We start from the raw sequence: 13,631 nt of genomic DNA on the forward strand, positions 1-13,631 counted from the left end.
AGCGTCCGCCCCGAAGGGCTTCAGCTCGCTTCCCGCGCTCGACTTGCATGTATTAGGCACGCCGCCAGCGTTCGTCCTGAGCCAGGATCAAACTCTCCATAAAAGAGATTGATTAGCTCAATCATAATTCGTTCAAAAAATTGACGCATGGCATAAAACATTGTTCAGTTTTCAAAGATCCATTACAATGTCGCCTCAAAACAGCGACTTAATTAATATATCACATCTGCTGACATTCGTCAATAATCAAATATGATTTATTGTTTTTGTTGCTCTTCGCGATGTGCTTTCCTTAACGCGACGATTAATAATGTATCACGAGCTGATTACAAACGTCAATGATTTTCCACGATTTTTTATTTTATTTTCTCCGACCTGCCTGTCCTGCTTTAAAACAACCTTTTTGAAAGATTGACGTTTTTATAACAGTTGCCTTTCTCTTTCTATGAAGTCTCTCTCCTGTGATACAATAATTCATATAGAAAGAAGGTGATTTCATGGCACTGAAATACAGCAACAAAATAAATAAAATCCGTACGTTCGCTTTATCATTGATTTTCATCGGTTTCGCTATCATGTACGTCGGTCTTCTCTTCAAAGACATAGCCTGGTTGATGGTAATAGCCATGATACTGGGAATGATCGCTATTCTTTTCAGCACGTTAGTGTATTTCTGGATAGGCATGATTTCCACGAAGGCTGTCCCCATCATCTGCCCCTCCTGCGGGAAACAGACAAAGATGCTCGGACGTGTCGATGCCTGCATGCACTGTGACCAGCCGCTGACTATGGATCCTGAACTTGAAGGTGAAGAGTTCGACGAAAGTTACAATTCGAAGAAAAAGAAAACCGAACAGTGATCACTCAGGAACGGATCTCATTAAGAAAAACCAAAAAAGCTTCCGGTGGTGTTTATACGACACTGCCGGGAGCTTTTTTGTGGTTATCAATAATGATCGCTGTATAAAAAAAGATCCTCTTTGCTGCCAAAGAAGATCCTAATGAGCTGTCTGCGCCCGGCACTCGGGACACGTCCCGTATACTTCCATGCGGTGGTGACTTACATTGAAACCGGTCACCTGTTCCGCCAGCGATTCCACCTCATCCAGGCTTGGATAATGAAAGTCCACGATTTTACCACACGACTCGCAAATAGCATGGTAGTGATCCGTAGTATTACAATCGAACCGGCTCGAAGAATCTCCGTAAGTAAGCTCCCTCACAAGTCCGATCTCCTTGAGGACACGAAGGTTGTTGTAGACAGTGGCTACGCTCATGTTTGGAAACTTGTGTTCCAATGCCTTATATATATCATCAGCAGTAGGATGGCTCATCGACTGGACGAGGAACTCAAGTACCGCATGACGCTGAGGGGTAATACGAACTCCTGACTCTTTCAATGTATCAATCGCACCTTGAAGTCTATAATCAGACACCGTCATGCACCTCGCTTTCTAAACAGAAATAACTAACTATAAAATTATCAAATAATAATCTTTATAAATAGTGTAACTCTGTTCCTCTCCCCCTGTCAATCTTTTGCTTTTTCCTTATACATCAGGGTCCAGGTTAGTTTCTGTCCCTTCGAGCGTATGGTTGACATATCTCGCTGCCACGAACAGTAAATCCGACAGCCTGTTCAAGTAACTGACAGCAAGCGGATTATTGAGTTCCTCTTCAAGCGCGGAAGCATATCTTTCTGCACGACGTACGACAGTACGGGCCATGTGAAGATGGGCAGCCGCTTCCACTCCTGTAGGAAGAATGAAGTTCTTCAAATCAGGAAGATCCTCGTCCCACTGATCGATGAGCGCCTCCAGCTCACTGACGTGTTCTTTTTTCAGCTGCCAGAAAACTTCTTTCCCCTTCGGCGTCGCAAGTTCTGCACCGACATGAAAAAGGATGGTCTGAATTCTGTTCATCTCTTCAAGCATTTTATCTCTGCCGGTGAAATCCTCTTTCCTTAAATAACTGATGGCGACTCCAATTACGGAATTCGCTTCATCACACGTGCCGTAAGCTTCCACCCGTTGATGACTTTTCGGCACCCTGTCCCCGTGTATAAGTGAAGTTTTACCTTTGTCACCGGACCTTGTATAAATCCTCATCTCAATAACCCCTTTCTAAATCAATCACGTTTTCCATCATCTCATTTTCAATGTATGCTTTAATGTTTCTGTCAAAAATTTCAAACCCTCTCGGTAAATAGCGGGAGGTGATCCCCGAGATATGCGGAGTGACTGTAATATTCTCTTCTCTCCAGAGAGCATGCTCCTCAGGAAGCGGTTCCTCTTCCATCACATCGAGAATGGCATGAGAAATGAGCCCTTCCTGCACAGCCTCGAGAAGAACGTCCGTGGAAACCAGCTCTCCTCTCCCCATATTAAGGAAAACGGCATGGGCAGGCATCGCTTCGAAATGTTCTTTCCGGAGCAGTCCCCGCGTCTCTTCAGTGCTCGGGAGAACGGCAGTTACATAGTCCCCCGTTTCCAGAGCTTCCGTAAGCTGATCTATACGAAACACTTCGTCAAAATGCTTCTTCGCCTCTCCGGATCTCGATACTCCTACAGTTTTCATATTAAAGCATTTAGCGAGACGTGCAGTTTCAGAAGCGATAGCCCCTGTACCAAGAAGAGTCATAGTGTGACCATTCAATTCCTGAAAATCAAGCCTTCTATTCCACCTGGACTCCTTCTCCTGCAGATGAAGTTCCTTCATACGTTTCGCATTCTGTAAAAACATACCTATTGCATATTCAGCCATAGGCTGAGCGTGGATACCTCTTACGTTCGTTACAAGAATCCCTCTTTCCCGGATGGCTTCGAAAGGCATCCGGTCCATACCGGCAGACATCACCATGATCCATTTCAGATTTACCGCCTTCTCTATCTTCTTCTCATCGAGATCTTCTCCGTATGTAACGAGAACATCCGCCTCTTCCAGAAAAGATTCTCCCTCTTTCATACCATGGCAGTATCTGAATTCGAGGGAGGGATACTTTTCATCAAGCCACTGCTGCAGATTTTCGGGAACGTTTTTCAAAACCGAAAGCACCTTCATTGTCTGTTTCCTCCTTCTTCCTGAACACGGGTCTGAAATTAAGATTCCAGATTTTCTTTAACGTAGCTCAAAGCTTCTTCCACATGACCTTCCACTTTAACCTGCCGGAATTCTTCCTGCAGAACACCATCTTTATCGATGATAAACGTGGAACGTTCCATTCCGTATTTTTCGTCACCTGCGCTCCCCTGCACTTTAAGAGCCCCGTATTTTTCGGCAACCTCAAAGTTCTCATCGGCCAGAAGCAGAAACGGAAGATCATATTTGTCTATGAACTTCTCGTGGGAGTCCACGGGGTCCGCGCTCACACCGAGGATCACGGTATCAAGTTCTTCAAAGCTCCGGTGATTGTCACGGAAATCACAGGCTTCACTGGTACACCCGGGAGTCATATCTTTCGGGTAAAAATAAAGTACGACATTCTTTCCTGCGTAATCTTTCAGGGACACTTCTTTTCCATTGTTTGCGGGAAGTGTGAACCCGGGCGCCTGAACACCTTTTTCTAAATTCATTATGATTCCTCCTTCACCTTATTATCTTACTTTCTACTTTAAAGGAAAGTATCAAAAACTTCCAATATTTCTAAATTATCATCTATCTTCCACTTATACCTCTCATGATCGCTCTTATCTGTCTCCATATGATAAACTACTTAAAGAAAAACCGAAGAATGGAGGTAATATATTTGGATATACATACGTCAGAAACGTTATTCAAAGAAGCAGAAGAACATATCGTCGGAGGAGTCAATTCCCCTTCCCGCGCCTACAAAGGGGTGGGCGGCGGCACACCTGTTTACATGAAAAAAGGGGAAGGGTCACGTTTTACAGATGTGGATGATAATGAGTATATTGATTTTCTTGGTGCTTACGGCCCTATTATCACCGGGCACGCCCATCCGCATATAACCAGTGCCATTAAAACTGCCGCAGAAACCGGTGTTTTATACGGTACGCCTACTTCCCTCGAAAATGAATTTGCGAAAAAGATCAAGAGTGCCATCCCCTCCCTTGATAAAGTCAGATTCGTAAACTCAGGTACAGAAGCAGTAATGACCACTATCCGGGTAGCCCGTGCTTACACCGGAAGAAATAAAATCATAAAATTCTCAGGATGTTATCACGGCCACTCCGACCTTGTGCTCGTAGCAGCAGGCTCGGGACCGGCGACACTCGGCACTCCCGATTCAGCAGGGATTCCGGCCTCTATAGCCGAAGACGTCATTACCGTTCCGTTCAACGAGATCGCCCCGCTGAAGGAAGCACTGAGCCGGTTCGGTGACGAAATCGCAGCCGTACTTGTGGAACCGATCGTCGGTAACTTCGGAATCGTCACTCCGAAAGAAGGGTTCCTTGAGCAGGTGAACGATCTCACTCACGAAGCAGGAGGACTCGTAATCTATGATGAGGTGATCACCGCGTTCCGTTTCAACTACGGAAGTGCACAAAATCTTGTAGGGGTGGAGCCTGACATGACCGCAATGGGGAAAATCATCGGTGGTGGACTCCCTATCGGTGCCTACGGGGGGCGCGTCGATATTATGGAACAGGTAGCTCCGCTCGGCCCCGCTTACCAGGCCGGTACGATGGCCGGAAATCCCGCTTCCATGGCAGCGGGCATCGCCTGCCTCGAAGTGCTGGAAAAACCGGGCGTCTATGATCATCTCGACAAACTGGGGACGCAGCTCGAAAAGGGTATTGCGGAGCGGGCTTCCTCTCACGGTATACCTGTACAGATTAACAGGCTCGGAGGGGCATTAACCGTATATTTTACAGACCACCCTGTAGAAAATTATGATGATGCCGAAAATACCGACGGCGAAAAATTCGCTGCATTTTTCCACAGCATGCTCGAAAAAGGTATAAACCTGGCTCCTTCCAAGTTTGAAGCATGGTTTTTAACCACTGCCCATACAGAAGAGGACATTCGCATAACTCTGGAAGCTGTCGACAGCACGTTCGCAGAAATGGCAGAAGAAAATAGTGATAATTAATCGTCAAACGAAGCGATAGCATTTACAATGAAGAAAGATTGTTAAATTGTTTTCCTCCGCGTTCAGGGCAGCCCTTGTTCGATCATGCCCTGATGCTTATTTTTCAAACTAAAGGATGATGTGACTTGAAACTGGGAGCAAGAATGGTCAAAACCGGGCTGGCTGTGGCCATAGCCTTATATGTAGGAAACATGTTCGACTTTCTCTCACCTTTACTTGCAGCTATTGCCGTAATATTTTCACTGCAGCCTTCTATTTTTCGTTCTTATCAGTCCATCATCGAGCAGGTCCAGGGTAATCTGATCGGGGCAATGATCGCAGTTCTGACCGTTTTCACGCTCGGTAACGACCCGTTCGTCGTAGCGTTCGCCATTATCGTTTCGATCGGGATCACTACGGGAATGAAAATGAACGAAAACACGGTTTCTCTTGCGGTTGTGGCCGTTGTAGCTCTGATGGATTCGACAGATCTGACATTCCTGCCTTTCGCGGCTTCGCGAATCGCTTCGATGTTTTTCGGGATTTTTACGGCTTTCATTATAAACCTGGTTTTCCTTCCTCCTAAATACGAGACGAAACTGTTCGCAGGAATCGACGAGTCCACCCGTGACATTTTACAGTGGATCAGAGTAACAACGAGAAAGTTATCCGACGAACCTGCACTTAAATATGAAACTACGCGTATTCAGGATGAAATAAGAAGGCTGGATCACACGTACCTTCTTTATTCCGAAGAAAGAACTTATTTAAAAGGAAAAGGCTTTGCCAAAGGCCGGAAACTTGTCGTATTCCGCCAGCTGATTACAACTACGAAGAAGTCCTTCGACGTCCTGAAGGCTTTTCATCGGCTGGAAAATAAGATCGAGCACATACCCGAAGATTTTCAGGATGCCCTCGTCAATGAACTCGACAAACTCGTCAATGCCCATGAAAAACTGATTCTGAGCCTGAAAGGCAGAATTAAGCAGACACATAAGCAGGCGCTTCGCCGGGTGGAAACGCCTGATATTCCACTGATTGTCGATCGTCTCATGAACGAATATGAACACGGATACGACAAAGACAGACTCATTTTCCTTCCCCTGGCATCTCAATTGATGGAGTATCACTATCAGCTGGAGAAACTGAAGCGATTACTGAAAAGCTATCAGAAAAACTCCCAGAATGAATACATCCAGACAGGACTAAAATAAAAAAGGAAGCCCGCGGGCTTCCTTTTATTAATGCTCATACATTCCTGACACCCTCAGCTGACTCTTCCTTTAAATAAAAGTCTCTGTACCTCTTCCTTGGAAATCGGTTTACTGAACAGAAAGCCCTGATAATACAGACATTGCCGCTCCTTCAGGTAGTCCAGTTGCCCTGAGGTCTCCACACCTTCCGCTATTACGTTCAAAGCTAAACGATTCCCCATTTTGATGATAGTATCGATAACCGCCTGGTCTTTTTCACTTTTGTGTACTGTCTGAATGAACGATTTGTCTATCTTCAAAGTATCCAGAGGAAAATCTTTCAAATACTTCAGGGAGGAGTAACCGGTGCCGAAGTCATCCAGCGAAAGCTTTACACCCATCTGTTTCAGTTCTTTCATAATAGGGATGGCCTCTTTCGTATTCTGTACGACACTCTCGGTAATCTCAAGCTCCACATACTCGGGCGGCAGCTGCGTTTCTTCCAGTATCTTCCCGATGACTTCGGGTAATTCGCGATTCTGAAACTGCACCGACGAAATATTCACCGCAACGTGCCCGAGTTCGTACCCTTCGTCCATCCACTCCCTGAACTGTTTACAAGCCTCTTTGAGTACCCATTCCCCGATAGGGATGATCAACTTCGATTCTTCTGCAAGAGGTATGAATTCCGCCGGTGAAATTCTTCCAAGTTCAGAGTGTTCCCACCTGAGCAAAGCTTCCATCCCGATGACTTCACCCGTATTCGTATTCACCTGAGGCTGATAATAAAGAGTCAGTTCCCCACTTTCATAAGCCTGTTGCAACCCGATTTCCAGAAGCGTCTTCCTGGAAACCTCTTCATTCATCGATTCCGTGAAAAAGCACGCGATATTATCGCCTTTTTTCTTAGCCTGATACATTGCCGTATCGGCATTTTTAATCAGTTCATCCGCCGTTTCCCCGTCTTCCGGGTATGTACTGACCCCTATGGCAAGAGAAGTGTAAAATTTAAACTCTCTTAATAAGAACGGACTTCCAAGCGCCTGTGCAATGTTCCTCGTAAAGCTGCTTACCTGGTAAGAAGTGGCTTCCGGATACACGATAATAAATTCATCCCCGCTGTTTCTCGAAAGTATAGCCTCTGAAGGGAGAAGTGTTTTCAAACGTAAAGATAAAACGAGTGAAAGAGTGGTATTCCTGAGGTCAGGTGGTATAAAGACCGGAGATTATATACAAAAAAGCCTGCAAAACCGAAGTTTTGCAGGCTGGTATCCGTTCTTCAAGATAATGGCACATCGTCCAGTTCCTGAACCTGATAAAGATTGTAATAGTGACCTCTTTTGGCCATAAGTTCGTCGTGTCTGCCACTCTCCACAATATGACCGTTTTCGATCAGTACTATGCGGTCGGCGTGGGTAATCGTGGAAAGCCGGTGGGCAACGATAAAAGTGGTGCGTTCCGAAGCCAGTCGTTCCAGTGCAGACTGAATCAGACTCTCGCTTTCAAGATCCAGTGCGGAAGTAGCTTCGTCCAGGATGAGAAGAGAAGGATTCTTCAGGAACACCCTGGCAATGGCTATCCGCTGTTTTTGTCCGCCGGAGAGCTTGACGCCTCTCTCTCCGACCAGGGTCTCGTACCCGTACGGAAGCCCGGTAATGAATTCATGTGCGTTGGCTGCACGGGCCGCTTCCATCATTTGTTCATCTGTCGCATCCGGATTCCCCATCTTAATATTCATGGCTACCGATTCACTGAATAAAGTGTTGTCCTGAAGAACCATACCTATCTGATCCCTTAACGAACGGACTTCTACGTCCCTGACGTCCGTATCGTCTACCAGAATACGGCCGCCGGTTACATCATAGAAGCGGGGAATCAGACTGATGAGGGTCGATTTCCCTCCCCCGCTCATTCCTACGAGGGCAATCGTCTCTCCCTGGTCGACATGAAGAGTGACATTCTTCAGAACTTCCTCTTCTTCCTGTTCGTAACTGAAAGAGACGTTGTCGAACGTCACTTTACCGTCCAGGGCCGACAATTTCCGGGCACCTTTTTTGTCTTTGATATCGTAAGGTTCGTCGATGAACTCAAAGACCCGGTCCATGGAAGCGATGGACTGTGTCAGAACGGTAGCTGAGTTCACAAGTCGCCGGAGCGGTCCGTAAACCTGATCCATATAACCGACAAATGCCACCATCGTACCCACGGTGACGGAACCGCCGATTACGAGATAACCTGCCACCCCTATAAGAAGAAGGGGAGCAAGGTCCGTAATCGTGAACGTCACGGAATACGTATAAGCGTTCCAGTTCGTATGTCGGATCGCCTTAGTCAGGAAGTTGGAGTTCTTCTCATCGAACTGTTCCTGTTCGTAGTCCTCAAGAGCGAAACTCCGGGTGACCGGTACTCCCTGCACCCGCTCGTGCAAGTGTCCCTGGACTTCAGCAAGGGCCTGGGACCGCTCACGGGTAAGAGTGCGTAATCGTGAATAAAAATATTTCACGGCGAACCCGTACAGAGGAAACAGAGCTATGGCTACAAGCGTCAGCCATACGTTCATCGTAAGCATGATGATTACGGCAATGAGAATCGTTACCATATCAAGCCATATGTTCATGAGTCCTGTAATTACAAAGTTTTTCGTCTGCTCCACGTCGTGTATTACCCGGGAAATGATCTCTCCCGATTTTGTCTTCGAGTAATATCTGAGACTCAGCCGCTGAATGTGATCGAATAAATAGTCACGGATATCATATAAAATATTACTGCCGATCCACTGAGCATAGTACTGACGTAAATATTCCACCGGTGGTCGAACTACGACGAAGAGGAACAGGGCCCCTCCGATAATCCAGAGAAGCTGATCCACTTTTTCGGACTGGGCCATGGATTCACTTCCGATGATGTTGTCGATTACGTACTTCGAAATGAGCGGCAGCAGTAAAGGAATCCCGAATTTAACGACGCCGATCATAATCGTAAAGACGATTTTCCATTTATATGGAGTTACAAAATACATATACCTCTTGATGGTATCCATACAGAATGTACCTTCTTTCTACTATCAAAATAAGTGAGCGCACTATTAAAGTGCGCTCTTCCCAATCTACCTATAAGTTAAATACCGTTCGTACCACTGATCTATAAATTCCGGAGCAAAAGGGCCTTTACGCTGATGTATCCAGCGGACCAGAATATCCACATTGTTATATAGAATCCGGTCAAGAACGTGCGGGTAGTTCATCTGTCTGCGGTGAAGTTTATATTCGTCTTCGTCCAGCAGTTTATAAGTCATATCGGGGAAGACTTTAACATCCAGATCGTAATCGATATACTTGATCATTTCGTCTTCGTAAATAAAAGGAGAGCTGATGTTACAGTAATAATGTACTCCGTCTGCCCTCAACATCCCGATGACATTGAACCAGTATTTCGTATGAAAGTAACAGATCGCCGGTTCCCTTGTCATCCACGATCTCCCGTCACTTTCCGTTACGGTCGTACGGTCGTTCGCACCGATCAGTACAGTCTCCGTCCCTTTTAAAATCGTAGTACTGTTCCAGATTCTGTGCAGTTTTCCATTGTGTTTATAACTTTGAATTTTGATTCGCTTGCCAGGCGATGGGCTGGACATACGAATTCCACCCCTTTCTTAACTGCGTTCACTTCTACCAATTATAACGGGGATACCTCCCAATTGAAAACATTTCACTTCATTTACCTGAATGAAAATCAGCCTTCTCCGCCCGGAATTTGCTTTTCTTCCTCTTCAATTCCGCCGGTGGATGACTTCTCCCGCCTGTCCTCACGCCCTTTGTTTTCCACGTTTTTTCACCGGACGTAAGGATGGATTTTCTGGTGGGAGACCGGGAACGGATAGACAGTAAGTTCATTTTTCGTCACGAATTTCCCCTGTTCTCCGTTAAACGTCCCGGAGATGACTTTCACGCGGTGCACTTCCATTTCCCAGATGAGATGGGAAAAGGTGTGCTTAATCCGATCGACCATCCCTTTTTCTTCGATTTTCAAACCTTCAAGCCGGCCTTTCTCCGCTTCCTCCTCCAGGACCATCGGGTATTGCCACAAATTAGCCAAAAGTCCTTTACCGGGCCGTTTTTCTATAAGTATTTCCCCGTGCTCGTTTTCTGCTATGTACGTGCGATAGCGAATCGTTTTTTGTGTCTTCTTGGAGGACTTCACCGGCAATTCATTTTCAATTCCCTTATGAAAAGCGCGACAGTGATCCTGAACCGGACACAAAAGGCAGGAGGGGGATTTCGGGGTACACACGATAGCCCCCAGTTCCATCAAACCCTGATTGAAAGAGCTCGGGTCTTCGGATGAAATAAGGGAGGAGACCAGCTCTTCAAACAGTTTCCTCGTCGACTGTTTCGCTATATCTTCGTCTACCAGAAGAATCCGGGATAATACTCTCATAACATTCCCGTCCACGGCCGGTACCGGGAGGTCGTAAGCGATACTGAGGATCGCCCCTTGCGTGTACGGCCCCACCCCTTTGAGAGAACCGATTTCCCGCACTGTATCCGGTACTTTGGAGTCGTACTCCGCCACTACCTCTTTTACCGCAGTTTGCAAATTTCGTGCACGGGAATAGTAACCTAGACCCTCCCAGGCTTTTAATACTTCCTGCTCGTCTGCGGAGGCCAGGTCTTCCAGCGTAGGGAACTGGCGGAGAAAATTTTCATAATAAGGGATCACCGTTTCCACTTTCGTCTGCTGGAGCATAATCTCTGAGACCCATACACGGTAAGGGTCCTGGTTTTCCCGCCACGGAAGGGTGCGCTGTTCTTTTTTGAACCAGTCAATCAAATTTTGCCGGAAATCTTCTGCCGGAAAGTCTTTGACTATCTCCAGGGCCAACTCTTCTCTCTTCAAATTAACACTTCCTTCATGATACATTATACATTCAGAGAACCGGGAAAAGGGGGAATACACATGGATACAGCTACGCACGTAGTCATGGGAATAGCACTCGGGGGGCTTGCCACCATCGACCCTGTCGTCGCCGAAGACCCGGCTCTTGGCCAGGCTGTCCTTATAGGCACCCTCGCAGGTTCCCAGGCCCCTGACTTCGATACTGTTTTGAAACTTAAAAATAACGCAAAATATATCAGAAACCACCGGGGCATCACCCATTCGATGCCTGCCGTCGTACTGTGGGGGCTGCTGCTCACGGGAATCCTTCACCTGTTTTACCCGGAGGTGAACACCCTTCACCTTTGGATGTGGACCTTTCTGGCAGTCATATTCCACGTCTTCGTCGATGTGTTCAACGCGTACGGGACCCAGGCTTACCGCCCCTTCACCAGAAGGTGGGTCGCCTACGGCTTCATCAATACATTCGATCCGTACATTTTCTATTTTCACGTAGCCGGCATCGTCGCCTGGGTAGCAGGAGCAAACCCTGCCTATCTATGGCTCATCATCTATTTCATCCTTGCTCTCTACTACGTTAAACGTTACTTCGATAAACGGGAGATGGTGAAGCTTATTGAAGAGAACTTCGAGGATATCGAACAGATTGTAACTTTTCCGACCATCAAACAGAACATCTGGAGAATCGTGATCACTACCCCGTCGAGGTACTATGTAGGCCATGCCGAAAACGGACAAATAACGATTCTCGATGAATTCGTCAATAAACCGATCAACACACGGGATCCGATAGTCGAAAAAGCACTTGAAGACCATAATATCAAAGCTTTTCTATCTTTCTCTCCGGTATATCGTTACGACATCAACTATCACGATGAATATACCGAGCTTCGATTCACGGATCTCCGCTATCGTCATAATGGACGCTATCCATTCGTGGCTATCGTACAGATCGATGACGAACACGGAGAAGATCTCGAGATTCTTGATTCCTACACAGGATGGGTGTTCTCCGAGGAAAAACTTCAGGACAAACTGAGCCCCGGCGAAAGTTGAACCACGCTTTTATCAGCGTGGTTCTTTTTATTCTCCGAAATATTTATTGAACTTGGGGTTGGTAGCTATGAATTCATCGAGATGTGCTCCGTAATGGGTCACCCACTGCCTTACAATCTGTTCAGTCATTTCGCTTCCCCTGTATTTCCTTCCCGCTTTCGCCCGGGTAGCTTCGAAATCCTCCCAGAGAAGTTCGATCCACTTTCTCGCATCTTCTTCGGACAGACTGCCATTCTTCCGTTGCAATTCTTTAATAAGCTCTTCCTGAGCGTGATGATGGCTACTCATCGGTATCGATCCTGGCTCCGAGCATGGAAATAGGGAGAGCTTCTTCCGGTTCTCCCGTAATACGTTCTTCTTCTTTTTTCTCCACGTAATTCCCGTGCTGGTCTTTACGGAAGCCCCAGGCGAACACCCCGTTAATATATACGATATAGAAAGTATGGGAAGGATCCCCCTCTATTTCGTACGTTTCGCCTTTTTTGAAGTCTTTCGGGTTCAGCATATACGCCTGAGCCATAGTTATTTTACGCTGATGCACAGCGTATTCATTCACCATACCGAACTGTTCCGCTTTTCTTGCTTTTTCAGTCAATTCGCCGACTTCCCGGCGCAGTTCTTCATACGTGTATTCACTGTATCGACGTTCCAAGGTAAACCTCTCCTTCACTTTTTTCCATTTACATTTTAACATTTAAAGAAGACAATAGGAATAAGAACAAACTATCAGGGAAAGGAAGTCATTATGGATACCGTTATCATTACAGGAGCAGGAAGCGGCCTGGGAAAAGCTCTGGCCAGACAGTATGCAGCTTCCGGATATATGGTTTACCTCACCGGTCGGAACGAAGGAAAACTCAGAAGCACCAAACGCGAAATCATAGAGCAGGGAGGAAAAGCGGAGTCAGTGGTCTGTGACGTTACAGAAGCCGCTTCTATCGAAGAAATGCTGAAGCAGACGGATAAGGTGGACCTGCTCATCAACAACGCGGGCATCGGACTGTTCGGGGAACTGGAGAGTTACGGAGAAGAAGACATCGACGCCATGCTCGATACGAATGTAAAAGGAACCATCCTGTTCACTCAGGCAGTGCAGCCCAGGCTGGAAATCTCAGGAGGTCGTGTACTGAACATTATCTCTACAGCCGGATTGAAGGGGAAAGTGAATGAAAGCGTCTACTGCGCCAGTAAGTTTGCTGTACGCGGTTTCACCGAGAGTCTGCATAAAGAATGGGAAAACAAACCTATTGATGCTACTGCTGTCTACATGGGCGGAATGAACACTCCTTTCTGGGACGGTTCGACTCACGTAGCCGATCCGGGTAAATTAAAAACCCCGGAAGAGGTGGCAAAGATCATCTTCGAACAGGATGACCGGCGTCCTGAAATAAAGGTATAATAGCCCGCCTCTCTGCAGAAAGGATACAGGTAAAACGGGAACACTGAAAAACTGA

At 46.5% G+C, this 13,631-nt stretch carries 15 protein-coding genes and 1 rRNA gene; 5 read left to right on the top strand and 11 right to left on the bottom strand.

Annotation, left to right across the window (positions count from 1 at the left end; translation table 11 throughout):
* A 16S ribosomal RNA gene (locus CKW00_RS11330) occupies positions 1 to 103 on the bottom strand; the annotation flags it as partial.
* A 394-nt stretch (positions 104 to 497) separates the two neighbouring features.
* Here CKW00_RS11330 and CKW00_RS11335 point away from each other — a divergent pair.
* Positions 498 to 860 carry a YgzB family protein gene (locus CKW00_RS11335; RefSeq protein ID WP_095822660.1) on the top strand — a complete coding sequence of 121 codons (363 nt, stop codon included), beginning with the start codon at positions 498 to 500 and terminating at the stop codon, positions 858 to 860.
* A gap of 138 nt (positions 861 to 998) precedes the next feature.
* Here the strand turns inward: CKW00_RS11335 and perR are convergent, their stop codons facing one another.
* The 4 genes from perR to bcp all read right to left on the bottom strand — a co-directional run bounded on the left by perR (position 999) and on the right by bcp (position 3,572).
* Positions 999 to 1,442: a peroxide-responsive transcriptional repressor PerR gene (gene perR, locus CKW00_RS11340; RefSeq protein WP_040609129.1), complete on the bottom strand. Its 444-nt coding sequence runs from the start codon at positions 1,440 to 1,442 to the stop codon at positions 999 to 1,001.
* Positions 1,443 to 1,550: 108 nt separating this feature from the next.
* Positions 1,551 to 2,108, bottom strand: coding sequence for a cob(I)yrinic acid a,c-diamide adenosyltransferase (locus CKW00_RS11345; RefSeq protein WP_095822661.1), 558 nt, complete (start codon positions 2,106 to 2,108; stop codon positions 1,551 to 1,553).
* A 1-nt stretch (position 2,109) separates the two neighbouring features.
* Entirely contained in the window at positions 2,110 to 3,060 is a 951-nt protein-coding gene (locus tag CKW00_RS11350) for a D-2-hydroxyacid dehydrogenase (RefSeq protein WP_095822662.1), read from the bottom strand.
* Positions 3,061 to 3,098: 38 nt separating this feature from the next.
* Positions 3,099 to 3,572, bottom strand: a complete 474-nt coding sequence (bcp, locus tag CKW00_RS11355; protein WP_095822663.1) for a thioredoxin-dependent thiol peroxidase — start codon at positions 3,570 to 3,572, stop codon at positions 3,099 to 3,101.
* 128 nt (positions 3,573 to 3,700) lie between these two features.
* Here bcp and CKW00_RS11360 point away from each other — a divergent pair, with 128 nt between their 5' ends.
* Both CKW00_RS11360 and CKW00_RS11365 read left to right on the top strand, forming a co-directional pair.
* Positions 3,701 to 5,053 carry a glutamate-1-semialdehyde 2,1-aminomutase gene (locus CKW00_RS11360; RefSeq protein WP_408640533.1) on the top strand — a complete coding sequence of 451 codons (1,353 nt, stop codon included), beginning with the start codon at positions 3,701 to 3,703 and terminating at the stop codon, positions 5,051 to 5,053.
* A gap of 125 nt (positions 5,054 to 5,178) precedes the next feature.
* The gene (locus tag CKW00_RS11365; protein WP_095822665.1) at positions 5,179 to 6,246 is read left to right on the top strand and encodes an FUSC family protein; all 1,068 of its coding nucleotides are present in this window, start codon (positions 5,179 to 5,181) and stop codon (positions 6,244 to 6,246) included.
* A 53-nt stretch (positions 6,247 to 6,299) separates the two neighbouring features.
* Here CKW00_RS11365 and CKW00_RS11370 read toward each other — a convergent pair whose 3' ends face one another.
* The 4 genes from CKW00_RS11370 to mutY form a co-directional block, all read right to left on the bottom strand.
* Entirely contained in the window at positions 6,300 to 7,388 is a 1,089-nt protein-coding gene (locus tag CKW00_RS11370; protein ID WP_095822666.1) for a putative bifunctional diguanylate cyclase/phosphodiesterase, read from the bottom strand.
* Positions 7,389 to 7,504: 116 nt separating this feature from the next.
* Entirely contained in the window at positions 7,505 to 9,265 is a 1,761-nt protein-coding gene (locus CKW00_RS11375; RefSeq protein ID WP_095822667.1) for an ABC transporter ATP-binding protein, read from the bottom strand.
* Between the two features lie 66 nt (positions 9,266 to 9,331).
* On the bottom strand, positions 9,332 to 9,859 hold the full coding sequence (gene ntdP, locus CKW00_RS11380) for a nucleoside tri-diphosphate phosphatase (protein WP_008588516.1): 528 nt from the start codon (positions 9,857 to 9,859) through the stop codon (positions 9,332 to 9,334).
* Between the two features lie 197 nt (positions 9,860 to 10,056).
* Positions 10,057 to 11,121 (bottom strand): A/G-specific adenine glycosylase, encoded by a 1,065-nt coding sequence (mutY, locus tag CKW00_RS11385; RefSeq protein ID WP_095822668.1) that lies wholly within the window; start codon positions 11,119 to 11,121, stop codon positions 10,057 to 10,059.
* Positions 11,122 to 11,181: 60 nt separating this feature from the next.
* Between mutY and CKW00_RS11390 the strand changes: the two genes are divergently transcribed.
* Positions 11,182 to 12,177 (top strand): metal-dependent hydrolase, encoded by a 996-nt coding sequence (locus CKW00_RS11390; RefSeq protein WP_095822669.1) that lies wholly within the window; start codon positions 11,182 to 11,184, stop codon positions 12,175 to 12,177.
* 27 nt (positions 12,178 to 12,204) lie between these two features.
* Here CKW00_RS11390 and CKW00_RS11395 read toward each other — a convergent pair whose 3' ends face one another.
* Positions 12,205 to 12,465: a YfhJ family protein gene (locus tag CKW00_RS11395; RefSeq protein ID WP_095822670.1), complete on the bottom strand. Its 261-nt coding sequence runs from the start codon at positions 12,463 to 12,465 to the stop codon at positions 12,205 to 12,207.
* Entirely contained in the window at positions 12,458 to 12,829 is a 372-nt protein-coding gene (locus CKW00_RS11400) for a YfhH family protein (protein WP_180962623.1), read from the bottom strand. The genes CKW00_RS11395 and CKW00_RS11400 overlap by 8 nt, the downstream gene beginning before the upstream one ends.
* A 93-nt stretch (positions 12,830 to 12,922) precedes the next feature.
* On the opposite strand from CKW00_RS11400, the gene CKW00_RS11405 reads away from it, so the two are divergent.
* Positions 12,923 to 13,576 carry an SDR family NAD(P)-dependent oxidoreductase gene (locus CKW00_RS11405; RefSeq protein ID WP_095822672.1) on the top strand — a complete coding sequence of 218 codons (654 nt, stop codon included), beginning with the start codon at positions 12,923 to 12,925 and terminating at the stop codon, positions 13,574 to 13,576.
* Positions 13,577 to 13,631 lie beyond the last annotated feature (55 nt).

The sequence above is a fragment of the Salimicrobium humidisoli genome (assembly GCF_002295105.1).
GTDB lineage: Bacteria > Bacillota > Bacilli > Bacillales > Halobacillaceae > Salimicrobium > Salimicrobium humidisoli.

Bases quoted from the DNA above. Each gene is read 5' to 3' on its own strand.
- CKW00_RS11360 (WP_408640533.1), top strand. From the start codon at position 3,701: ATGATAAACTACTTAAAGAAAAACCGAAGAATGGAGGTAATATATTTG.
- CKW00_RS11395 (WP_095822670.1), bottom strand. From the start codon at position 12,465: ATGAGTAGCCATCATCACGCTCAGGAAGAGCTTATTAAAGAATTGCAA.
- CKW00_RS11390 (WP_095822669.1), top strand. From the start codon at position 11,182: ATGGATACAGCTACGCACGTAGTCATGGGAATAGCACTCGGGGGGCTT.
- ntdP (WP_008588516.1), bottom strand. From the start codon at position 9,859: ATGTCCAGCCCATCGCCTGGCAAGCGAATCAAAATTCAAAGTTATAAA.
- bcp (WP_095822663.1), bottom strand. From the start codon at position 3,572: ATGAATTTAGAAAAAGGTGTTCAGGCGCCCGGGTTCACACTTCCCGCA.
- CKW00_RS11345 (WP_095822661.1), bottom strand. From the start codon at position 2,108: ATGAGGATTTATACAAGGTCCGGTGACAAAGGTAAAACTTCACTTATA.
- CKW00_RS11335 (WP_095822660.1), top strand. From the start codon at position 498: ATGGCACTGAAATACAGCAACAAAATAAATAAAATCCGTACGTTCGCT.
- perR (WP_040609129.1), bottom strand. From the start codon at position 1,442: ATGACGGTGTCTGATTATAGACTTCAAGGTGCGATTGATACATTGAAA.
- CKW00_RS11405 (WP_095822672.1), top strand. From the start codon at position 12,923: ATGGATACCGTTATCATTACAGGAGCAGGAAGCGGCCTGGGAAAAGCT.
- CKW00_RS11375 (WP_095822667.1), bottom strand. From the start codon at position 9,265: ATGGATACCATCAAGAGGTATATGTATTTTGTAACTCCATATAAATGG.
- CKW00_RS11350 (WP_095822662.1), bottom strand. From the start codon at position 3,060: ATGAAGGTGCTTTCGGTTTTGAAAAACGTTCCCGAAAATCTGCAGCAG.